Source organism: Streptomyces sp. NPDC096324 (assembly GCF_044763015.1).
Classification (GTDB): domain Bacteria; phylum Actinomycetota; class Actinomycetes; order Streptomycetales; family Streptomycetaceae; genus Streptomyces.
In genome coordinates this window covers 739,208-763,531 of the sequence record NZ_JBIWFK010000001.1, presented here as the reverse complement: position 1 = coordinate 763,531, position 24,324 = coordinate 739,208, and the positions used below count along the sequence as shown (strand labels likewise).

Below are 24,324 nucleotides of genomic sequence, written 5' to 3'. Positions count from 1 at the left end.
TCCTTAGATCTCGGTGGTCTGGGGCGCGGCGGGTGCGGCCGGCACGACGGGGGTGGCGGCCCACAGCGGTGCTCGCGCGACCGGCGTCGCGGGGGCGGCGGTGGCGATCTCCACGGCGCGGACGTAGTGGTGGGCCAGGCGTTCCACCGTCTCCCGCTCGAACAGCGCCCCGTCGTAGCGGAAGTCGAACGTCAGGGTGTCCGCGCCCTGCACCACGTCGACCCCGAGGTCGAGCTGGCCCTCCTGCTGGGGCAGGGGGTACGGGCGGAGCGTGAGCCCCGCGTACGCGGTCGTGGTGTCGGGACGGCCGGTCTCGAGAACCGGGCGGAGCGAGGGTTCCAGGTGGGCGGTGCTCAGCATGTTGAACGAGATCGCGTACGCCCGGGCCCTTCCGGCCGCCGGAGCGCGGCCCAGGTCCCGGGCCACCAGCGAGAACGGGTAACGGATGGCGTCGACGCCGGTCCTGACCTGCTCCGCGACCGCGACGGCGAGATCGTGGAAGGACGTCGACGGCGCGATCGCGGCCCGGAGGACGATCGTGTTGATGAAATTGCCGACAAGGTGGCGGCTGTTCGAGCTCATCCGGGTGGTGACCGGGCAGCCGATCAGGAAGTCGCGCTGCCGGGTGGAGCGGTACAGCAGGCCCTGGAAGGCACCCAGGAGCAGGGCGAAGGGGGTGACCCCGGCGGCCCGCGCGACCTCGCGGAGCCGGACGGCCGTGGCGGCGGGCACGGCCACCCGGCAGGTCGCTCCGGACAGGGACGGTGTGGCGGGCCGGGGCAGGTCCGTGGGCAGTTCGGCGGCTGCCGAGCCGTGGCAGACCCGCTGCCAGTGCCGTCCCTGTTCGGCGGCGCGGGGCGAGGCCAGCAACGCCCGCTCCTTGGCGACTTCCTCCTCGAAGCCGCCCCGCAGGACGGGCAGCCCGGCATCGGTGCCGGTGACGCGGGACGCGTACAGCCGCAGCAGGTCGCGCAGGAGTACGGCATCGGAGGCCGCGTCGGTGGCGATGTGATGGCCGCCGACGAGCAGGACCGCGTCACCGTCCGTCCTGGTCCACAGCACGATCCTGAATGCGCCGCTCTCGTCCAGGCGGTAGGGCGTGGCGAGTGCGCCGGCGACCCGGCCGCGCAGCTCCTCCTCGCCCACCGCGCCGAGTGCGTGATGTTCGAGCCGCAGTCGGCCCTCCGCCCGGACCCGGCGCACCGGCCGGCCGCCGTCCGTGGTGAAGGTCGAGCGCAGCATCTCGTGCCGTACGGCGAGCAGTTCCACGGCCCGTCCGAGCGCCGCGACGTCCACGGCGCCGCGGATCCCGACCGCGACTCCGGTGAGGTACGCGGTGGCGCCGGGGGCCAGCTGGTGCAGGAACCACTGGGCTTCCTGCCCGTGCGAGAGGCTGCGGGTGTCAGTCACGGCGGCCGCCGAGCGTCGCGACGGCGTTCCGCAGCCGCAGATCGTCGCCGAGACGGCCGGACATGTCGGCGAGCAGTTCCGCCTCGCGGTGTTCCAGATAGAAGTGGCCGCCCGGGAAGGAGCGTTGCTCGAACCGGGACCCGGTCAGCTCGGACCATCCGCGCATGGCGTCGGGGCCGCAGCCGGGGTCCTGGTCCCCCGCGTAGGCGACGAGGGGGCAGCCGACGCGTTCGGGGCGGCGCGCGCCGTACGCGGCGACCAGCTCCATGTCCGCCCGCAGGGTGGGGAGCACCATGCGGAGCAGGTCCGGGTGGTCGAGCGCGCTCGTGGTGGCGCTGCCGAGGCGGCGGAGCTCGTCGAGGAGGGTGGCGTCGTCGCTCGGCAGATCGACGGGCTCACGCAGGTGCGGGGCGCGGAAGGCGGAGGCGAAGAGCCGCAGGGGACGTACTCCCGCGCGCCGTTCCAGCCGCAGGGCGACCTCGTAGGCGACACCGGCTCCCATGCTGTGCCCGAAGAAGGCCAACGGCGTGTCCGTGTACGGCAGCAGCGCCTCGGCCAGCCGGTCGGCCATGACCTCCATGGTGCGCACCAGCGGATCCGCGAGGCGCTGGTGACGTCCGGGGTAGCAGACGGCGAGCACGCCCGTGCGGACCGGCAGCCGGGAGGCCCAGCCTCGGAAGGAATTCGGTGTGCCGCCCGCATGGGGAAAACACACCAGCCGGAGGTCCGGATTCAGGGTCTGGCCACTGTGGTGAAACCAGGCACCGCCGGTGTCGGTCATATTCTTCCTTTACAGCCGTGACAGCCCGCGAAGGCAGGGGACGATCCGCGGAGTGACATTAGGAAGCGTGGCTATATTTGCCCCATACCGGCGGCGGCCCCTCGGCCGCGGAGGTGGGCGCGCACACGCCGACACCCCGCCACCGGGGTGCCGGTGGCGGGGTGTCGGTGGACGGCCTCGTCGTACGAGACGTCTGTGGGGGCGCTCAGTCCCAGCCGTTGTTGCTGTGGTGGTCGACGGCCATCCGCGGCGGCGCCACAGGGGTGGCGACGGAACCGGCGAGCGCCGGCGTCGCCGCGAGGGCGGACGCCGCAAGGACAGTGACCACCCCCAGGCTCGCGAGCGTGACCTTGCGGTGAAGGGAGCGGAAAGGCGAATCGTGCACGGGCATGTGGGGTTCCCATTTCTTGTCGGCGAGTGCGGATGACACCGACGATCAACGACGGTCCGGCACTCTCTTGAAGTGCCGTCCCATGTGTTTATGGAAGACGATTATCGCCCGCGCGGGAGCGTTTTCCCGCGTTTATCGGTGTCATGATCCGGTCATGGCAGCTCGCTGTCTCGGGTTACGCGCCGGAAGGGACGACGACCGTCAGGGTGGCGAGTTCCGAGCCGCCGTGCGCCGTGCGCAGTCGCACACCGAGCTGCCACTCGCCGGCCATCGCGAACAACTGTCCGCGCGCCCGGAACCGCCCGTCGCCCAGCGCCTCGGCGGTCAGGGGCGGCATCGCGTGGCCCATCCTCTCCATCACCGCCTCCACCGACGCCCCGCCCAGGTCTCCCGGATCGCGGCCCCGACCAGTGACCTCGATGTCCGCCGTGGTGGTGGCGGTGGTGAGGCGGTCGAGACGCACGCGTACGTCGTAGTGGTCCGAACCGCCCGTCAGCACGGTCCCCGGCTCCTCCTCCGCGGACCCGGCGATCAACAGGACGCAGAGCGCCACGACCGCGGTCACGACGCCTCCTGTCACGGTCCACAGCCGGCGCCTCGTCATCTCAATTCCCTTCGGCCGCGACATCGATCGTCACGCGGGTGGTGCGGACGGTGAAGTTCCTGCAGTACTGGAGCCAGACCACATAGCGACCGGGTGCGGGAAAGCTGTAGGTGAAGCGGAGCACCGGCCCGAACCGCCCGACCGTCTCGTCGCGCGCGGGGGCACCGGGCACGCTCGACCGCGCCATGGAGTCCAGCTCGTGGATGTGGGCGAAGAAGTCACTGCGCGGATCGCGGACGAACATGTGCCCTGCCATGCCCAGCCAGGGCTGAAGGTCGCGCACCGGCCCCGCGTCGGTGTCCACGCGCAGGTCGAAGGCCGCGGGCTCACCGGCGACCGGTCGGGACGGGTTGACGGTGACCCGGGCCCGCTCCCCGTCGGGCCCGGCGCCCGGACCCGCCGTGCCCGACGCCATGTCCCGTGACGTGTTCTTCGACGTGTCCCCTGACGTGTCCCGTGGCGCACGGAGCGCGGAGCCGCCCACCCGGAAGGCGCCCGACACCTGCTGGCCACCGCTGTCGGCCCGCTCCAACTCCGTCTGGACGAGATAGCGTCCCGGCCGGTCCACCACCAGCCGGATCTCCAGAGTGCCGGGGCCGGTGAGCACGGGGTGGACGTGCCGGAAGAATCGCAGGTCCGCACTGGTCACCACCGTGTGGGCCAGGGCTCCGTGATGGACAGTCAGGTCGTCGACGGGCCGGCCGGTGGAGCCGTCGAGGAGCCGCGTCCGCACCACGAACACCCGCCCCGTCACGGGCGCGGCCGGCTCGGTCGTGATCACGGCGTCGGCGAACGGCCGCCCGTTCGCCGAGAAGCCCTGTGCCGGATCGGCGGCCACGGTCGGCGCCGCCCCGCGGGGAAGCGCGGCCGGGACGAAGGGGGAGAGCGAGGCGGCGGTGGCCGCCACCACCAGGGAGACCGCTGTGGCGGCGGACAGCACGGCACTGAGCACGCGTCGGCGCCGGACGGCCGCGAGGAGTGTGCCGACGATGAGCACTCCGGCGACGGCCAGGGCCGGATAGAGGGTCAGCTCCCAGGCGGCGGCGCGCGGTGTCATCACCCGGAAGGGCAGCACAGCGCGCTCCTCACCGGCCTGAACGGTCAGTTCCCAGCGCCCGGTCCGGTCGACCCGCAGGACCGTGGAGTACGTCCCGGAGCGCCCCTGCTCCAGTCGTGCGGTCGCCTCGTCGCGTGCGGGCGCCGCGGAGGTGTTCCCGTCCAGGGGCCGGGCGCCGATTCTCAGGGCGACGGCCCGTACGGGCTGGTGCGCGATCACGTCCACCCGCAGCGGGCCGGGGACTTCAGGGGCACGGCGCACCACGAACGTGAGCTCGTTCCCCTCGAAGGACTGCGCGAACTCGACGTCGGCCGTGTCACTGATGCCATGGGCGGCGGCGGGCTCCGCCCCCATGAGACCCAGGGTTCCCAGAAGAGCCAGGAGACCCAGGAGGACGACGATCGGCACCGGAAACGGCCTGGTCGGGCTTCTCGAGAGGTTCCACACCCGCGGCATCCTGCGGGACACGCCTATACGGCTTCGATAACGGCGGCCCGTATAGCCCTTGTATAGGGGGCCCTCGCAGGCTGACCGGCGCCGTCGGCTCGATGACTCCGCAGCCAGGCACCGTTACCGTCGAACTCGCGAGGAGTACCAGTGACCCGGCCCCCGCTTCTGCCAGACCTCTTCGCCGGCCGCGCCGCTCAGGAACCGGACGCGGTGGCGGTCCTGGAGGGCCACCAGGAAACGGGATACGCCCGACTCGCCCGTACCGCCGAGCAGTTGAGCCGCAGCCTGACCTCCCGGGGAATCCGCCGGGGCAGCCGCGTCGGACTGGGCCTGCCCGCGGGATCCGGTCTGTTGGCCTCGCTGCTCGCCGTCTGGTCGGCCGGGGCTGCGGTCGTGCTCCGTGACGACGACACCGACCCGCACGGCCCCGACCTCCTGCTGACCCCCGAGGACGTGGCCGCGCCGCCCCGCCTCACCCCGGACGCGGGCATCGGTACCCGGGACCGCGCGGAGTCCGGCATCGCCGGTGACGACCCCGCACTCGTCCTCCAGCACCGCGACGGCGCCCCCGACACCGTGATCAGCCATGCCGCGGCAGCCGCCCACGTGCGCTGGCTCCTCGACGACGGCCCGGGATTCTCCGGCACGGACCGCCTGCTCCTCCCGCCCGCCTCGGCGCTCGCCGGTGCGATCTGGGAGTGCCTCGCCGCGCTGGTGAGCGGCGCGCCCCTGGTCGCCGTCGACCCCACGGCATCGTCCGACACCGCCGCACTGGCACGCGTCGTCGCCGAGCGGCGGATCACGGTACTCGTGCTGCCCGGCACGACGGTACGACGGCTCGTGGAGGAGCCCGGACTGCAGGACTGCACCGCCGTGCGGCTCGTTCTGGCCGAGGGCCCCGGCCTGGACGCGGCGACGGCCTACGAGATGACCCTCGGAGGCGCGGCCACGCTCTGGCACACCTTCGGATCCACCACCCTGGGGACGACGGCCACGGCTCATCTCTACGACCCCGAACGCGACCTCGCCGTACTGCCGTTGGGCCGTCCGCTGCCCGGCCGGCGGGTGACGGTGGTGGACGAGTTCGGCGAGCCGGTCCCGCCCGGTGTGCCGGGCGACCTGCTCGTCGACGGCGTCGCCACCGGCGAACCGGTCCGGCGGCGCAACGACGGCAGCCTGGACCACCTCGGCCGGACCGGTCACGGGACACCCGGACCGGACGGGAACGGGCGGTACGAGGGCGGGGAGGATCCGGCCGCGTACGACGCGCCGGGCGGTCTGCTCCTCGGCTCCGCGCGCCCCGCGCACATCGCCCCGGACACGCCCAGCGAGCGTCTGGTGGCCGCGGTCTGGTCCGAGATCCTGGAGACCGACGGCATCGGCGTCGACGACGACTTCTTCCAGCTCGGCGGGTATTCCCTCCAGATGCCGCTGCTCGCCGAGCGGCTCCTGAACGCCTCCGGCATCCGGCCGGCGCTCAGCGAGCTGTACACCGCGGTGACGGTACGGGGCCAGGCCGCGCTGCTGGACGCCGGCGGCGACCGGACGCCTCCCGTCACCCCGGTGCCCCGCGACGACCGGATGCCCCTGTCCTTCGGGCAGCGCAGGCTGTGGTTCCTCGACCGGATGCACGCGCACAGCCCGGAGTGGGTGGTGCCGATGCTGCTGAGAGTGCCCGAGGAGGTCACCGCCGCGACGGTGCGTCAGGCGCTCGACGCCCTCGCCGTACGCCACGAGTCGCTCCGCACCCGGTACGAGGCCCGGGGCGACGAGCCGGTCCAGGTGATCGAGAAGCCGCGGCCGGTCGAGCTGCGGGTCGTGGACGCTCCGGAGGAGGATCCGGAGCCCGAGGTGCGGCGCGCGTTCGAGACCGGCTTCGACCTCGCCTCCGGAACGCCGTGGCGCGCCCTGCTCGTCAGGCGGCCCGGCGAGGCCCACACCCTGCTGGTCACCGTCCACCACATCGCCTGCGACGGATGGTCCTCCACCGTCCTGGAGCGGGAGTTCCGTACGCTCTGCGCGGATCTGCACGCGGGGCGGACCCCCTCGCTCGCGCCGGCCGCCGTCCAGTACGCGGACTACGCCTCCTGGCAGCGCGCCTGGCACGGAAAGGAGCGGCTCGGCCCCGATCTGGACTTCTGGCGCGCGGAACTGGCGGACCTGACTCCGCTGGAGCTTCCGGCCGACCACGTCCGTCCGCCGGAGCGCGACCCGCGCGGCGGGCTGGTGCGCTTCACCGTTCCCGCACGAGTGGCGGAGCCGGTGGCCGCCCTCGGCCGGTCGCGGCAGGCCACGCCCTTCATGACCTGGCTGACGGCCTTCTCCACACTGCTGGCCCGCTACAGCGGCCAGTGGGACGTGCCCATCGGCGTGCCGGTGGCGGGCCGCACGGCCTCGGGGGTGGAGGACGTGGTCGGCTTCTTCCTCAACTCGCTGGTCCTGCGCTGCCGTCCGGCCGCGGACCGCCCCTTCTCCGAGGCGCTGCGGGACGTGCGGGCCACGGCTCTCGCCGCCTTCGCGCACCAGGAGGTGTCCTTCGAGCACCTCGTCGAGGAGCTGCGACCGGAGCGCGACCTGTCGCGCACCCCGCTCTACCAGGTCGCCTTCAACTTCAACGACGACGAGGTCGGTGGCGGCATGCCGGACCCGGGCGACGGCGACATGCTGCTGCGCGCCCGGCAGGTGGCCAAGACCGATCTGACGCTCTATCTGCGCCGTGAACCCGGCGGCGAGCTGACCGGTGTCCTCGAATACGCCACCGCGCTGTTCGAGGCGGCGACCGTGGAGCGGCTGGCCCGGCACTTCGTCACCCTGCTGGAGTCCGTGGCGGCGCAGCCCCGTCGCCCCGTCGCCGCGCTCGACATCCTTCCCGCCGACGAGCGCGCCGGGCTTCTGACGCGCTGGAACGACACGGCCACCCCCCTCTCCGACGCGTCGGTGCTCGACCTCGTCGAGGAGCGCGCGGCGGCCGACGGCGATGCCGTCGCCGTCGTCGTGGGCGAACAGCGCATGACCTTCCGGGAACTGGACGCCCAGGCCACCCGCGTCGCCCACCGGCTCGTGGCGGCCGGCGCGGGCCCGGGCGGACTCGTCGGGGTCTGTCTGCACCGCGGGCCCGATCTGATCCCCGCCCTGCTCGGGGTGTGGAAGGCCGGCGCGGCCTATCTCCCGCTCGACCCGGCCAACCCCGGCGACCGCCTGGTCCGGCTGCTGCGGGACAGCGGCGCCCGCGTCCTCCTCACCGCCTCCGCCCTGGACGGCCCGACCGCGGCGTTCGACGGGACACGGATCCTCCTCGACCGGGAGCGGGCGGACATCGCCGCCCGCCCGGTCGCGCGCCTGCCACGCCCGACCGACCCGCAGCAGGCCGCGTACGTCATCTACACCTCCGGTTCCACCGGCACCCCCAAGGGGGTCGTGGTCACCCAGCGCGGTCTCGCCAACCACCTGACCTGGGCCGCCCGGGAACTGATCGGCGGCTCCGCCGGCGGCGCCCCCCTGTTCTCCTCGATCGCCTTCGACCTGCCCGCGACCAATGTGTACGCGCCCCTGATCACCGGCCGCCCGGTGCATGTGCTGGCGCACGACGCGGACGCGGCGACACTCGGCCCCGCCCTGGTGGCCGGAGGCCCGTACAGCTTCATCAAGCTCACCCCCGGCCATCTGGAACTGCTCAGCCATCAGCTCACCGGCGAGCAGGCCGCGGGGCTCGCCGAGATCGTCCTGGTGGCGGGCGAGGAATTGCCGGCCCGCACCGCCGACCACTGGCTCGGCCTCCTCGGCCCCGGCCGGCTGATCAACGAGTACGGCCCGACGGAAGCGTCCATCGGCAGCACGGTCCACCCGGTCGACGCCCCGCACTCCGTACCCGTACCGCTCGGTCTGCCCCTGCCGAACACGACCGCCCACGTCCTGGACGGCGCGGGCGAACCGGTGCCCCTCGGCGTCATCGGGGAACTCTTCGTCGGCGGCGCCGGTGTGGCCCGTGGCTACCTCGACCGGCCCCGGCTCACGGCCGAGCGGTTCGTGCCCGACCCCTACGGCACGCCCGGCGCACGGCTGTACCGCACCGGCGACCTGGCCCTGCGGCGCCCGGACGGCAGCATCGTCTTCCGCGGCCGGACGGATCACCAGGTCAAGCTCCGCGGGTACCGCATCGAACCGGGCGAGGTCCAGGCCCGTCTCGCCGCCCTCCCCGGTGTCCGCGACGCCGTCGTGGTGGTCACCGAGAGCTCCACCGGCGAGAAGTCGCTGAGCGGCTATCTGGTGCCCGAGGACGGGCCGGGGGGCGCCACCGACACCCGGCGGCTGCGCGAACTCCTGACGGAGGAACTGCCGGAGTACATGGTGCCCGCGGCCCTGACCGTCATCGACGCCGTGCCGCTGACCGCCAACGGCAAGCTGGACCGGGCCGCGCTGCCGGCCGCCACGACGGCCGCCGCCACCCACACCGCTCCGGAAGGCCCCACCGAGGAGCTGATCGCCGCGCTGTGGGCCGAGCTCCTCGGCCGCGAGCGGATCGGCTCGGACGACAACTTCTTCGAGGTGGGCGGGCATTCGATCCTCGCCATCCGGATGGCGGCCAGGCTCCAGGACACCTTCGACATCGACCTGTCCGTGCGGACGGTCTTCGAACAGCCCACGGTCGGACTGCTCGCCCAGGCGGTCGAGTCCGCCATCAGGGCCGAGATCGATCAGCTGTCCGACGCCGAACTGACCGGCACGTCCACCGCGGCGGAAGGGCCCGCACATGAGTGACCACGCGACCATGACCGACCACACCCCGGCGGTCGACGCACGCACCGCACACCGGATGTTCTGGCACCGGATCGCCGACACGCACGCCCCGCTCGCCCTCCCCGACGTCTGGGGAGACCCGCACCGGCCGGGCGAGCGCTGCCGGGTCAGGGTCCCGTTCGACGATCTGCGGGACGCGCTGCACGCCCTCTCCGAGCGGGCGGGCGTCCGGCTCGCCGACACCCTCTTCGCCGCCCACCTGTCGGTGATGGGGGCGCTGACCTCCGACGCCGCCTTCCACACCGGCCTGTGGGACGACGGTGGGGAGCCCGGCGGGTACGCGAGCGTGCTGCCGGTCCCGCACACCCGGCCCACCGGCGACTGGCTCGCTCTGGTCCGGGCGACCGCCCGGCACGTCGGCGACGCCCACGACCACGCGCCCCGGCCGCCGGGCAGCGTCCCCGACGCCACCGTCCTGTTCGCCCCCGCGGCAGCGGGCGCCGCCGTCGGCGACCATGCCCTCGTCGTCCGGGCCCACGACCGTCACCTCGCCCTGGACTGCCGGACGGACGCTGTCGCACCGGTGTGGGCGGACCTGCTCGCCACGCTGTACCGGTCCGTACTGGGCGCGATGGCCGAGGACCCGCGCGGCGACGCCACCCGGAGCCCGCTGCCCGGCCACGTCCGGCAGGCCGTCCTCGACGCCGGACACGTCCCGGCCACCGACCGGCCCGCCGCGACGGTGGCCGATCTCTTCGCACGGCAGGCCGCCGCCACGCCGGACGCGGTCGCGGTGCTCACCGGCCACGGGTCGACGACCTACCGGGAGCTCGACGCCCGCTCCGCCCGCATCGCCCACCGTCTTCAGGGCCTGGGTGCCGGCCCCGGCGGTGTCGTGGGTGTGCTCCTGCACCGCGGCGAGGATCTCCTCCCGGCGCTGCTCGGCGTGCTGCGGTCGGGAGCGGCCTACGTTCCGCTCGACCCGGCCGTCCCCGGCCGCCGCCTCGCACACATCCTCGGCGAGACCCGGGCGCCCCTGGTGCTCACCCACGCGTCCCTCGCCGCCCGGATACCCGCGAGCCACCCCGGTGCCACCGTGGTCCTCGACGACGAGAACGAGCGGGCCGCCCTCGCCGCACTGCCGGGCACGGCCCCCCGGCAGGCCGCCGAAGGCCGTTCGCCGGCGTACGTCATCTACACCTCCGGTTCCACCGGCACCCCCAAGGGCGTGGTGATCGAACACGACGCCCTGACCAACCTGCTGTGGTCCTTCCGCCAGAGCCTCTCCGGCGGACACGGCACCGCCCGGAACACCGGCCCCGGCACCTGGCTGGCCTCGACCTCGGTCTCCTTCGACATCTCGGCCCTCGAGCTGTACCTACCGCTGATCCACGGCGGCCGGGTGGTCCTCGCCGACGACGACGAGGCCAAGGACCCGACGGCCCTGCTGGCGCTCATCGACACCCGCGGTGTCACCCATGTGCAGTCCACTCCGTCCGGCTGGCGGCTGCTCCTCGCCGCCGGCTTCGACCGCCCGCACCTCACCGGCCTGGCCGGCGGAGAGGAACTCCCCGCCCGGGTCGCCGCGGAGTTGCACGGCCGGCTCGCCGCGCTGGTCAACGTGTACGGTCCCACGGAGACCACGATCTGGTCGGCCGCCTGGCCCGTACCGCACGGCGTCACCCGGGTCGCCCTGGGGCGGCCCGTCGCCAACACCCGCCTGCACGTCCTGGACCGCTCGGCGCGGCCCGTGCCACCCGGGGTGCCGGGCGAGCTGCACATCGGCGGAGACGGCCTGGCGCGCGGCTACTTCGGCCGGCCCGCCCTGACGGCCGAGCGCTTCGTCCCGGACCCGTACGGGCCACCGGGCTCGCGCCTCTACCGCACCGGCGACCTGGCGCGCCGGCTGCCGGACGGCACACTCGAGTTCCTCGGCCGGATCGACACCCAGGTGAAGGTCAGCGGCTATCGCATCGAGCTCGGAGAGATCCAGGCCGCGCTCACCGTCCACCCGCTGGTACGCGACGCCGTCGTGGTGGTGCGCGAGCCGACCCCCGGCAACAAGCGGATCGTCGCGTACGTCGTACCGGCCGGCCGGATCGAGGAAACCCGGCTCCGCCGTCATCTGGCCGCGCTGCTCCCGGCGTACATGATCCCCGCGAGCTTCGTCGCCCTGCGGCAGATCCCGCTGAGCATCAGCGGCAAGGTCGACCGCGGCGCCCTGCCGGCGCCCGGTCCCGAGAGCGGTCCCCAGCAGCACCGGCCGGCATCGCCGGCGACATCCGACAACACCGACCCGGTGAGGGAGTACCAGGCATGAGCGTCGACGACACGCCGAACACGCAGCGGGACACGGCGGCGTTGCGCGAAGAGCTGCTGCGTCGCCGTCTGGCGGGCGCGCGCGGCCACCGCAGGACCGCCGTCGAGCGGGTGGACCGCGGCGGTCCGCTGCCGCTCTCCTTCGGGCAGCAGCAGATGTGGTTCCTCAACCGTCTCGATCCCGACAGCCACGAGTATCTGGTGCCGCTCGTCCTGCGGCTGCGCGGCCCGCTCGACGCGGGCGCGCTGCGCGGCGCGTGGCAGCGGGTGCTGGAGCGGCACGAGATCCTGCGGACGCGCTACGCGCCGACCGAGGGCGACCCGGTGCAGCTGGTGGACCCCGCCGGGGACACCGAGCTGCCCGTCGTGGACGTCACCGGTTCCCTCCCGGAAGCCGGAACCGAACCAGAGACCGATGCCGGAATCGATGCCGGAATCGATGGTGAGACCGGGGCACGGACGGGCGCCGACGACGCAGTGCGCGAGGCCCGCGTCCGGCGTCTGGTGGAGGAGGAGATCGACCGGCCGATCGACGTGGAGCGGCAGTGGCCGGTCCGCGCGAAGCTGTTCCGGCTCGGCGCGCAGGACCACGTCCTGGCGGTGACCTTCCATCACATCGCCTGTGACGCCTGGTCCGTGCAGATCTTCGCCGGCGAACTCAGCGCCCTCTACACCGCCGCCGTGACCGGCACGCCCGCCACCCTTCCCGAACTGCCGCTGCAGTACGCCGACTTCGCGTCCTGGCAGCGCCGCCATCTCACCGGCGACGCCCTGGAGCGTCAACTGGCCTACTGGCGAAACCAGTTGGATGGCATCCAGCCCTTGGAAACCCCGATCGACCGGCCCCGTCCCGCGGTGCGCGACTGGACCGGCGACTCGGTGCCCTTCCGGATCCCCGCCGCGACGGCCGACCGGGCGCGGGCACTGGCCCGCCGGTACGACACCACGCTGTTCAACGTACTCCTCGCGGCCTACCACGCCCTGCTCGCCGGCCACACCGCCGCCCCCGGCAGCCTGCCCGGATCGGGGGCCGACATCCCCGTCGGCATCACGGTCTCGGGGCGCGGCCGTCCCGAGCTGCAGCATCTCTTCGGCTATGGCATCAACACGCTGGTGGCCAGGGCTCGTTGGGAGGGAACCCCGTCCTTCGGACAGGTGCTCACCCAGGTGAGGGACTTGGTCCTGGACGCCTTCGACCATCAGTCGGTGCCCTTCGCCCGGCTGGTCGACGACCTCCAGCCGGACCGTGATCTGGCCCGCACCCCGCTGTTCCAGGTGGACTTCATCCTCCACGCGGACCGGGGCGGCGCCTTCGACATGCCCGGTCTCTCCGTCGAGTCGGTCATGGCCGACCGGGTCGCCAAGTTCGACCTCACCCTGAACGTGGACGACGCGGAGACCGGCGGCCTCGACGCACGGCTCGCCTATCCGACCGCGCTCTTCGAGCGGGCCACCGTCGCGCGGATCGCCGAGCGCTTCATCCGTCTCCTCGACGCGGCGACCGCCCGCCCCGATGCCCCGCTCTCCGGCGCGGACCTCCTCACCGACGACGACCGCGCGCTGCTCGCGCGGCCGTACACCACGGCGGAACTGCCGGACGGCCTCCGCGACCGCCTCGTCGAGGAGGGGCTGATCGGCGCGGAGGCCGCCACCGCCGGAGCCGGCCGGCCGGTACGTGTGGTGGACGCCCACGGCCGCCTGCTCCCCGTCGGGGTGACGGGCGAGCTGTGCGTCGGTGCCGTGGCGGACGCGCGGGCCGCGGCACCGGTCGACGGCACCCTGCCCGACCCCTCCGACCCCTCCGGGGCCCTGCTCCACCGCACCGGACGGCTCGCACGGTGGCTGGCCGACGGCACCCTCGACCTCCTCGGGCTGATCGGGGACCAGGTCTCCGTGCGGGGCCGCCGGGTGGACCTCGGGCAGATCCGCACGGCGCTCACCTCGTTCGCGGGCGTACGCGAGGCACTCGTCGTGGTCCGCGACGGCGGGTCCGAGCCCTCGGGCCTCGCCGCCTACGCCGTCGCGACGGGACCGGACGCCCTGGACACGGCCGGGCTGCGCGCGCACGTCGCGGAGCGGCTGCCGGAGTCTCTCGTCCCGGACTCCTTCACGGTCCTGGACGCGCTGCCGATGACCGCGGACGGGGCCCCCGACCTCGACGCGCTGCCCGAGCCGCGGGCGGCCGCGGACAGGGCGGCCGCGAGCGCCGCGCCCCGTACGCCCGCGGAGGAGCGGCTCGTCGCCCTCTGGCGCGAGGTGCTCGGCGTGGACGCGGTGGGGGTCGACGACAACTTCTTCGCCCTCGGCGGCGACTCCCTGCGCGCGGTCCGGCTGGCCGGCGCCATGCGCGCCGCCGGATTCGACGTCACCATCCGGGGCGTGTTCCAGCACGGCACGATCTCCCGCCTGGCCGCCGCTGTCGAGTGGCAGGAGGACACGGCCACGCGGACCGGACTCGTCCGGGCGGTCGAACCGTTCGCGCTGCTGGAACCGCAGGACCGGGAGCGGATCCCGGAGGGCGTCGTCGACGCCTATCCGCTCTCGCAGATCCAGACCGGCATGCTCGTGGAGACGCTCACTGGGCACGGCCGAGGTGCCTATGTGAACATCAGCAGCTTCCGGGTGCCGGACGACGAGGCGTTCGACCCGGCCGCGCTGCGCTCGGCGCTGGACACGGTCGCGGCGCGACACGACGTGCTGCGGACGTCGGTGGCGCTGGACGGCTACTCCCGGCCGCTCCAACTGGTCCGCGGCCAGGTGGAGATCCCCCTGGACGTGCACGACCTGCGCGGTTTCGACGAGGAGCACCGGCGCGCCGAAGCGACGCGGTTCACGGCTGCGCGACGGGCCGGCTTCGACCTGCGCGCCGCGTCGCTCGTGCGGGTCGACGTCCATCTGGAGTCGGACGACACCTGGCGGCTGACGTTCACCCAGAGCCACGCCGTCAGCGACGGATGGAGCCAGCACACCCTGCTCATGGAGCTGCTCGGCGTGTACCGCGCGGTGCGCGACGGGCGGCCGCTGCCCGCCCACGAGACGCCTTCGGTGCGGTACGCGGACTTCGTCGCCGCCGAACTCGCCTCCCTGGACGGCGACGCCGACCGCGCGTTCTGGCAGCGCGTCACCGACGAGCACGCCCCGTTCGCCCTGCCCGGCGCCTGGGGCGAGGACGGTCCCGCCGAGGGCTATCGCGTCGCCGTGCCGTTCGACGATCTTCGGCACGGGCTGCGGCGGCTCGCCGCCGCGGCCGACGGCTCGCTCAAGAGCGTGCTGCTCGCCGCGCACCTGACGGTGCTCTCCCAGCTGACGCCCGAACGCTCCTTCCACAGCGGCCTGGTGGCCCACGGCCGTCTGGACGCACCCGGCGGCGACCGGGTCCTGGGCATGCACCTCAACACCGTGCCGTTCCCCGTCGTCCGTGCCGCCACCTGGCGTGAGCTGGTGCGCCGCACGTTCGCGCAGGAGACCCGCGTGTGGGGGCACCGCCGCCATCCGCTGCCGGCCATCCAGCGCGCCGCCGACAGCACCGACCGGCTGATCACCGTCCTGTTCGAGTACCAGGACTTCCACCAGGTCGACGACGCGCTCGTCGCCGACCGGGACGGCGCGAACGGGATCGGCGACACCGGCGGGGCGGTCAACGAGTTCGCCCTCAACGTCCTCGCCAACAACGGACACATCCATCTGATCAGTGCCACCGATGTCCTCGGCCGCGCCGACTCCGAGCGGCTGGCGGACATGTACCGGCAGGTGCTGACCGCGATGGCGGCCGACCCCGACGGCGACGCCACCGCCGGCCACCTGCCGGCCGGCGAACGGCACCAGCTCCTCGCCCGATGGCACACGACCCCGGGGCAGTCGCCGGTCCTGCCGGTCCACCACCTCTTCGAGGACCAGGCCGCCGAGACGCCCCGCTCCCCCGCCGTCCGTCACCTCGGCTCCCTGCTCAGCTACGCCGAGCTGGACGAGCGGGCCAACCGCGTCGCCCACCACCTGCGAGCCCTCGGCGCCGGTCCCGACACCCTCGTCGGCCTGCACCTCGCGCGCGGCCCCGAGCTGCTCCCGGCCATGCTCGGCATCTGGAAGAGCGGGGCCGGCTGCCTGCCCCTGGACCCCTCGCTGCAGCGGACCCGCATGGCCACCATGCTGGAGGACGCCGGTCCGCGCCTGGTCGTCACGACCGGCGATCTGCTGCCCGCCCTCTCCGGCCTCCACGACGGCGAGACCGTCGTTCTCGATCGCGCGGCGGACGCCCGGGCGATCGCGGGCCGGCCCGCGACCCGCCCCGAGCCCCTCGGCACGCTCGCGAACCTGGCGTACGTGATGTACACCTCCGGCTCGACCGGCACCCCGAAGGGTGTGCTCGTCCCGCACGCGGGCCTGGCCAACTACCTGTGCTGGAGCGCGGAGGCGTACGCGTCCCGAGGTACCGGCGGCGCGCCCGTCTTCTCCTCGATCTCCTTCGACCTGGGGCTGCCGGACCTGCTCACCCCGCTGATCACCGGTCAGACCACGCATCTGCTGCCGCAGGACCTGAGCACCGCCGATCTCGGCGCCGAACTCGCGGCGGGAGCCCCGTACAGCTTCATCAAGCTCACCCCCGGCCACCTCGATCTGCTCACGCATCAGCTCACGGCGGAGCAGGCCCACGGCCTCGCGGGGCTCGTCATCGCGGCCGGCGACAGCTTCTCGGCGGCCCTCGTCGCCCGCTGGCGCGAACTGGCGGGCGAGGGGGGCACCGCGCTGGCCGCGGAGTACGGACCCACCGAGACCTCCATCGGCAACTCGGGCTCCCCTGTGGCCGACACCGTCACCACCGAGCTGGTGCCGCTCGGCGCGCCCGTCCCGAACACCACCATGTACGTCCTGGACGAGCGCATGCGGCCGGTCCCGGTCGGCGTGCCCGGCGAGGTCTACATCGGTGGGATCGGACTGGCCCGCGGCTACCAGCGACGCCCCGGGCTCACCTCCGAGCGCTTCCTGCCCGACCCGTTCGGTCCGCCCGGCTCGCGTCTGTACCGCACCGGTGACCTCGCCCGCTATCTCGCGGACGGCACCCTGGACTTCCTCGGCCGGATCGACAACCAGGTCAAGATCCGCGGCTACCGCGTCGAACTGGGCGAGGTGCAGCATCACCTCACCGCGCACCCGGACGTCGAGGACGCCGTCCTGCTGCTACGGGAGAACGACAAGGGGGAGAAGAGCCTGGTCGCCTACGTCGTCGGCACCGGTACCCCGGGGCGGGACGCGGCGGACCTGACCGGTCTGCGCGCCCATCTGTCGGAGCGGCTGCCCGAGTACATGGTTCCGGCCGCCTTCATGACCGTCGACCGCATCCCGCTGACCGCGAACGGCAAGGTGGACCGGCGGGCGCTGCCGGCGCCGGACCGCGAGGCGTTCGCCGGCACCGCCCACATCGCTCCGCGTACCCCCGTGGAGGAGCGCATCGCCGCCGTCTGGCGCGAGGTGCTCGGTGTGGACCGGGTCGGTGCCGAGGACGGCTTCTTCGCGCTCGGCGGCGACTCGATGCGCGCCGTGCGCCTGGCGGGTGCTCTGCGCGAGGCAGGTTTCGACCTCACCATCGGCGATGTCTTCGAGCACGGGACCGTGGCCGCGCTCGCCGTCGCGGCGGCCGGCAAGGACGGCACCGATTCGCTGGTACGGGCGGTGGAACCGTTCGCTCAACTGGCACCGGAGGACCGGGAGCGGCTGCCGGAGAGTGTCGTCGACGCCTATCCGCTCTCGCAGATCCAGACCGGCATGCTCGTCGAGATGCTCACCCACCGCGACCGCAACACCTACCACCACGTCAACAACTTCCGTATCAGGGACCGCGAGCCGTTCTCCCTGCCCGCGCTGCGCGAGGCGCTGGCCGTGGTGACGGCGCGTCACGACATCCTGCGGACGTCGATGGCGCTGGAGGGCTACTCCCAGCCGCTTCAACTGGTGCACGCCCACGCCGACATCGCCCTCGCCGTGCACGACCTGCGCGGCCTCGGCGAGGAACGGCAGCGCGCGGCGGCGCTCGCCTTCATCGCCGAGGAGAAGGCGAACCTCTTCGATCTGCGCGTGGCGCCGCTGTTCCGGGTGAGTGTGCACCTGGAGTCGGACGAGGCCTGGCGGCTGACGTTCACCCAGAGCCACGCCATCACGGAGGGATGGAGCTACCACACCCTGCTGATGGAGCTGCTGGCCGCGTACCGCGCGGTGCGCGACGGACAGCCCCTGCCGGCCTACGAGACCCCGTCGGTGCGCTACGCCGACTTCATCGCGGCCGAGACCGAGGCGCTGGCCAGCGATGAGCAGCGGGCCTTCTGGCAGGCGGTCGTGGACACGAGCGTGCCGTTCACCCTGCCGGAGGGCTGGGGACAGGAGGGTCCCAGCGAGCCCTATCACCGGCTCGTCCCCTTCCACGATCTGGAGGAGGGCCTGCGGCGGCTGGCCGCGGCGGCCGGCGGGTCACTCAAGAGCGTGCTGCTCGCCGCGCACCTGACGGTGCTCTCCCGGCTGACGCCCGAACGCTCCTTCCACAGCGGCCTGGTGGCCCACGGCCGTCTGGAGGCGCCCGGCGGCGACCGGGTCCTGGGCATGCACCTCAACACCGTGCCCTTCCCGGCGGTGGGCGGCACCACCTGGCGTGAGCTGGTGCGCCGCACCTTCACACAGGAGACCCGGATCTGGGGGCACCGGCGCTATCCGCTGCCCGCGATCCAGCGCGCCGCCGACAGCACCGACCGGCTGATCACCGTCCTGTTCAGCTACCTCGACTTCCATCAGGTCGACACGGACGCGGTGGACGTCGAGGCGGGATTCGGGGTGGGCGGCAACGAGTTCGCCCTGGACGTGATCGCCGCGCGCGGCCATCTGAGCCTCGGTTCCTTCACCGATGTCATGAGCCGGGACAATGCCGAGCGGCTGGCGGACATGTACCGGCAGGTGCTCACCGCGATGGCCGGGGACCCCGACGGCGACGCCACCATCGCCCTGCTGCCCGCCCAGGAGCGGCACCTGCTGTTCGGCGAGTGGAACGCCACGGACGTGGAGTGGCCCGTCGGCTCCGTCCTGGACCAGTTCGAGGAGACCGTGGCCCGCGTCCCCGAGGCGGTCGCTGTCGTCGCCGGCGAGCGCAGGCTCTCCTTCCGGGAACTCGACGAGCGGGCCAACCGCGTCGCCCACCACCTGCGCTCGCTCGGCGCCGGTCCCGACACGCTCGTGGGTGTCTGCCTGAACCGCGGCCCCGAGCTGGTCGCCGCCCTGCTGGGAGTGTGGAAGGCCGGCGCCGCGTACGTGCCGCTCGACCCCTCCAACCCCGCCGAGCGCCTGGCCCACGTCCTCACCGACAGTCGGGCGGCCGTCCTCGTGACCGACAGCACGTCGGCCCACGCCACCGAGGGCCACCGGGGTCCGCGACTCGACCTCGACGCCGACCGCGCCGTACTGGCGGCGATGCCCGCGACGCCGCCGGCGCGCGTGAGCGATCCCGGACTGCTCGCGTACGTCATCTACACCTCGGGATCCACCGGCACCCCCAAGGGGGTCATGATCACGCAGCGCGGTCTGGCCAATCACCTGCGCTGGGCCGCCCGGGACCTCGCGAACGACGAGGGCGGCGCGCCGCTGTTCTCCTCCGTCGCCTTCGACCTGCCGGCCACCAATCTGTACGTCCCGCTGATCACCGGCCGTTCCGTGCACATCCTTCCGGCCGACCTGGACACCGCCTCGCTCGGCGAGGCGCTGGCGGGCGGGGCCCCGTACGGGTTCGTCAAGCTGACGCCCGGTCATCTCGAAGTCCTCACCCACCAGTTGCCGCCGGGCGAGCTGGCGCGGCTGGCGGGGACCGTGCTCGTCGCCGGGGAGGCCCTGCCGCCCCGGCTGGCCAACCACTGGCTCGGTCTGGTCGGGCCCGGCAGGCTGGTCAACGAGTACGGCCCCACGGAGACCTCCATCGGCGCCACCGCCCACCCGGTCACCGGCACGCAGAACAGCGCCGTTCCGCTCGGCGGTCCGCTGCCCAACACGACCGCGTACGTTCTCGACGCACGGCTGCGCCCGGTCCCGGTCGGCGTGCCCGGCGAGCTCCACATCGGTGGCGAGGGCCTGGCTCGCGGCTATCGCGACCGCCCCGGGCTCACGGCCGAGCGCTTCGTGCCCGACCCGTTCGGTCCGCCCGGCTCGCGGCTCTACCGCACCGGCGACCTCGCCCGCCATCTGCCGGACGGCACCCTGGACTTCCTCGGCCGGATCGACAACCAGGTCAAGATCCGCGGCTACCGCGTCGAACTGGGCGAGGTGCAGCACCGGCTCACCGAGTACCCGGGGGTGAAGGACGCCGCGGTCGTGGTCCACCAGACCGCGGACCGGGGTCCGGAGCTCGCCGCGTACGTGGTGGCCTCCGACGGGCTCGCGCCCGATCGGGACGCGCTGCGCGCGCATCTCGTGGCGACACTGCCCGACTACATGGTCCCGGTCGTGTTCACTCCGGTGGAGAGCATTCCGCTCACGCCCAACGGCAAGCTGGACCGCCGGGCGCTGCCCGCGCCCGATCAGGACAGCCGGCCGTACGTGGCCCCCGCCACCCCCACCGAGCAGGCGATCGCCGCCGTCTGGCGCGAGGTCCTGGGCCTGGAGAGGGTCGGCGCCGACGACAGTTTCTTCGATCTCGGCGGACACTCCATCCTCGCCGTGCGGATGCTCGCCACCGCACGCGAGGCCGGACTGCCGCTCGCCGTATGGATGATCTACCAGGCCGGTACGCTCGCGGAACTCGCCGAGCTCGTGGACGCGGAGCAAGGGCCGGAGGGCGCCGCCGACGGCGTCGGGGCCGGAGCGGGGAGCGACGGCGCCCGGATACCCCGCCTGCCCGCCCAGGCGCGGGCCGGCGGCGGCACCCGTGCCCATCGCTCGGTCCGCCTCACCCTGCGCCGTCCCGACCCCGCGCTCCTGGAGCAGGCGCTGGCCGCCGTGGTCGCCCATCACGAGGCCCTGCGCCTGCGGCTCACGTCCGGCGGCGCCGAAGGCCTCATCGCCCCGGCGGAATCCGCTCGGCTGCTGGAGGTCGCCGACCTGCGCGGGACGGCCGTGGCCGACCGGGCCGACGCCGTCGCGCGGGCGCTCGACGCGGCCCGCGACCGGCTCGACCCCGCGTCGGGGCCGGTCCTCCAGGCCACACTGTGCGATGTCGGCGAGGAACGGCTGCTGGCCTCCGACGTCGCCTCCGAGGTGTGGATCACCGTGCACGAGCTGGCCGCCGACGCGACCTCCCTCGCTCTGGTGGCCGAGGACGTCGAGACCGCCTACCGCATGTGCGCACAGGGCTCCCCGGTGCGGTTGCCGTCCGTGCCCACGCCCCTGCGGCAGTGGGCGGGCAGGACCGCCGAGCTGGCCGCGCGGCCCGAGACCGCGGACCAGGCCCACCCGTGGATCGGCCAGGAACGCGCGGGCGGGCTGCCGGTGGACCACCCGGGCGGTGACAACTCCCATGGCTCGGCCCGGACGGTCACCGCGGTGCTCTCTCCGGAGCGGACCCGCGCCCTGCTCGCCGGGTACGACCCGGAGCAGGCGCTGCTGACGACCCTGGGCAGGGTCGTGACCCGCTGGACCGGACGCGACCGGCTCACCCTCGATCTGCGGACCGACCCGCGCGACGGCTCCGCCGCGGGTACCGATCTCTCGCGGACCGTGGGACCGCTCGCCGACAGCGTCCCGCTCACTCTGTGGCTGCCCCGGACGCGCGAACTGCCCGCCCTGCTGCGCTCCGTCGGCCGGCAGCTCGCCGAGCTGCCCGCGCCGCGCCATGTGTACGGAGTGCTGCGCGACCTCGCGCCCGACCCCGAGCTGGCGGCGGAACTCCGCTCCGCCGAGCGTCCGCGACTGGGCTTCGCGCTGCTCGCCGCGCCCTCCGCGCGGACGAACCCCGGCGCCGAGCGGGACCATCTCCTCGATGTCGCGGCCGTGTTCGACGAGGGACGGCTGTATCTGCGATGGACGTACGGCTCCCGGCTGTACGACGCCGCGACGGTACAGCGGCTGGCCGATGAGCACCTCGTCGAACTGACCGCGCTGACCGCTCTCGCCACGACGCCCTCATCGGCCGACGAGGGGGGCACGGGAGGCACGTCCGATGCCGTCGGCGGTGCCACACGGACGACCCGCGCCACCCACCGGGTCGCGACCCGTTCGGTGCCCGAGGTGATGGCCCGCCACCACATCCCGGGAGCGGCGATCGCCCTGATCGAGGGCGGCGAACTGGCCTCGGTGGAGACCCATGGCCGTCTCGGCGCGGACGGTGCGGAACCGGTCGGCGAGAACACGCTCTTCGCCGCCGCCTCCATCAGCAAGCATGTGACGACCTTCGGACTGCTGCGACTGGCCCAGGAGCGGGGCCTCGACCTCGACGAGGACGTCAACCGCTGCCTCACCTCCTGGCAGTTGCCCGCTCCGGACGCCGGGGCCGCTCAGCCCGTCACGCTGCGGCACCTGGTGGCGAACCTGGCCGGACTCGCCGAACCGCCGCGCCGCGCGGGCTACCGGATCGGCGCGCCGGTTCCCACCGTCCTCGACCTCCTGCACGGACGGCCGCCGGCCGAACCGGTGCCGGTGGGACGGGAGTTCGCTCCCGGCGAGGTCTTCCGGCTCAACAACGCCCACTACTGCGTACTCCAGCAGGCGATGACCGACCTCTCCGGCGAACCGTTCCCGGAGCTGATGGGGCGGCTCGTGCTCGAACCGCTGGGCATGGAGCACAGCGGCTTCGACCCGGCCTTCCCGGAGACCTCGGGTCTCCCGGTGGCACGCGGTCACGACCTGGAGGGGGTGCCTCTGCCCGGCGGCCACGAGGTCTATCCGGAGTCGGCGGCGCGCGGTCTGTGGACGACCGCCGGGGATCTGGCCAGGCTCGTCCTGGGCGTCAGGGACAGCCGGTTGGGCCGGCCGGGCGCGCTGGTCCCGCAGGAGGCGGTGCGGGAGATGCTCACGCCGCAGTCCGACCGTCCGTACGGCTGGGGAACGATCGTCGACCACAGCGGCGTGGACCTCGAATTCGGTCACGGGGGTCAGGCGGTCGGATACCAGGCGATGTTCGGTATGCGCGCCCATGCCGGGTCGGGTGCGGTGGTGCTCACCAACGCCGCCTCCGGAAGGGAGCTGGTCACCCATCTGATGTCGACGGGCTGGTCGGACAAGGGCCGTCTGACCGGCTTCTGGCGGAGCGCGGCGGCGGAGACGGCCGTGCAGCCGCGATGAGCGAGGACATCCGAAGCCCCTCGGACTCCGCGGGTTCCCCGGAGTCCGAGGGCACCGCCCTCGGGACGGCCGGCGCGTCCGGCCGTCCACCGGTCCCGCTGCGCAGGAACGCCGAGTTCATCCGCCTGTGGGCCGGGGCGGGCGTCTCCCAGTTCGGTACCCGGATCGGCATGACCGCCTTCCCGTTGCTGACGCTGTATCACACGGGCTCGGCGGTGGACGCCGGGCTGGTCGGGTTCGCCGCCTCCCTGCCGAACTTCGTCGTCCAACTGCCCGCCGGCGCGCTGGTCGACCGCTGGGACCGGCGCCGGCTGATGCTCTGGTGCGACGTCCTCGGCGCCTTCTCGATCGCGGCCGTGGCCGTCGCCGTGTTCCTGGGGCAGATCTGGCTGCCCCATCTGATGGCGGCCGCGTTCCTCGAGGGCGCCCGCGGCATCGTCGTCGATCTGGGCGAGCGGGCGAGTGTGCGGCAGGTGGTCGCCCCCGGTCAGCTCCCTGCCGCGCTCGCCCAGAACGAGGCACGAGGGCAGGCCATGGGCCTGCTCGGCCAGCCCGGCAGCGGTGGTCTGCTCGCCGTCGCGGGCTGGCTGCCCTTCGCCGCGACGGCGCTGGCGAGTTCGGTGGCCGCGGTGTGCGTCGCGCTGATGCGCAAGGACCGGGGTGTCCCGGCCCGCGCCCGCGCCCAGCCGCTGCACGCCGACATCAAGGAGGGCGTGCTCTGGCTGTGGCGGCATCGGGTCGCCCGCCTGCTGGTCTCGCTCTTCGCCGGCTGCAACTTCGCCTTCCAGATCCTGATGCTCACCGTCATGGTGATCATCCAACAGAGCGGCCGCTCCCCCGTGTTCGTCGCCCTGGTCACCGGGTGCGGCGGTCTCGGCGGTCTCGCCGGGGCGCTGGTCGCGCCCCGGCTGCGGCGGCGCTTCAGTCTGCGGGCCGTCTTTCTCGCCGGCTGTGTGCTGTGGGTCCTGATCACGCCGCTGGTCGCGTGGGTCCGCCACCCCGCGGGACTGGCCGTCCTGCTGACCGCCACCACCTCGATCGTCGGTGTACTGAGCGTCACCGCCTGGGTCTTCCAGGTCCAGCACACCCCCGACGGGCTCCAGGGCCGGGTGAACGGCACGGCACGCTTCCTGGCCTCCGGAGCCAACTCCCTTGGCGCGCTGTGCGGCGGCTACCTGCTGGACAGGGCCGGCGCCGCGCCGACCGGGCTGGTCGTGTGCGGTGTGCTGCTCCTGGTGACGACCGTGGTCGTGTCCGGGCGTCGCACCCTGGCCGAACCCCCGGCCGACCTTTCGTGATTTCCGGCCGAACTTCCCTCTGAGGATAAGCTTTTG

Annotated in this window: 9 protein-coding genes; 4 read left to right on the top strand and 5 right to left on the bottom strand. The window is 73.6% G+C overall.

Annotated features, from left to right (window positions below; translation table 11 throughout):
- Positions 1-3 precede the first annotated feature (3 nt).
- The 5 genes from ACIQ7M_RS03180 to ACIQ7M_RS03160 all read right to left on the bottom strand — a co-directional run bounded on the left by ACIQ7M_RS03180 (position 4) and on the right by ACIQ7M_RS03160 (position 4,597).
- Complete coding sequence (locus ACIQ7M_RS03180) at positions 4-1,410, bottom strand: condensation domain-containing protein (protein WP_403639063.1); 1,407 nt, start codon at positions 1,408-1,410, stop codon at positions 4-6.
- On the bottom strand, positions 1,403-2,191 hold the full coding sequence (locus ACIQ7M_RS03175) for a thioesterase II family protein (protein ID WP_403639061.1): 789 nt from the start codon (positions 2,189-2,191) through the stop codon (positions 1,403-1,405). Before ACIQ7M_RS03175 ends, ACIQ7M_RS03180 begins: the two co-directional genes overlap by 8 nt.
- 205 nt (positions 2,192-2,396) lie before the next feature.
- Positions 2,397-2,582, bottom strand: coding sequence for a hypothetical protein (locus tag ACIQ7M_RS03170; RefSeq protein ID WP_403639059.1), 186 nt, complete (start codon positions 2,580-2,582; stop codon positions 2,397-2,399).
- A gap of 175 nt (positions 2,583-2,757) precedes the next feature.
- Entirely contained in the window at positions 2,758-3,147 is a 390-nt protein-coding gene (locus ACIQ7M_RS03165; RefSeq protein ID WP_403639057.1) for a hypothetical protein, read from the bottom strand.
- A 40-nt stretch (positions 3,148-3,187) separates the two neighbouring features.
- A complete protein-coding gene (locus tag ACIQ7M_RS03160; RefSeq protein ID WP_403639055.1) occupies positions 3,188-4,597 on the bottom strand; it encodes a hypothetical protein in 1,410 nt (469 codons plus the stop codon).
- Positions 4,598-4,840: 243 nt separating this feature from the next.
- On the opposite strand from ACIQ7M_RS03160, the gene ACIQ7M_RS03155 reads away from it, so the two are divergent.
- The 4 genes from ACIQ7M_RS03155 to ACIQ7M_RS03140 are packed head-to-tail and all read left to right on the top strand — an operon-like array spanning position 4,841 to position 24,288.
- Complete coding sequence (locus tag ACIQ7M_RS03155; protein ID WP_403639053.1) at positions 4,841-9,451, top strand: amino acid adenylation domain-containing protein; 4,611 nt, start codon at positions 4,841-4,843, stop codon at positions 9,449-9,451.
- Positions 9,444-11,750, top strand: a complete 2,307-nt coding sequence (locus ACIQ7M_RS03150) for an amino acid adenylation domain-containing protein (protein WP_403639051.1) — start codon at positions 9,444-9,446, stop codon at positions 11,748-11,750. Before ACIQ7M_RS03155 ends, ACIQ7M_RS03150 begins: the two co-directional genes overlap by 8 nt.
- On the top strand, positions 11,747-22,990 hold the full coding sequence (locus ACIQ7M_RS03145; RefSeq protein ID WP_403639049.1) for an amino acid adenylation domain-containing protein: 11,244 nt from the start codon (positions 11,747-11,749) through the stop codon (positions 22,988-22,990). Before ACIQ7M_RS03150 ends, ACIQ7M_RS03145 begins: the two co-directional genes overlap by 4 nt.
- A complete protein-coding gene (locus ACIQ7M_RS03140) occupies positions 22,987-24,288 on the top strand; it encodes an MFS transporter (RefSeq protein ID WP_403639047.1) in 1,302 nt (433 codons plus the stop codon). The genes ACIQ7M_RS03145 and ACIQ7M_RS03140 overlap by 4 nt, the downstream gene beginning before the upstream one ends.
- Positions 24,289-24,324: the final 36 nt, after the last annotated feature.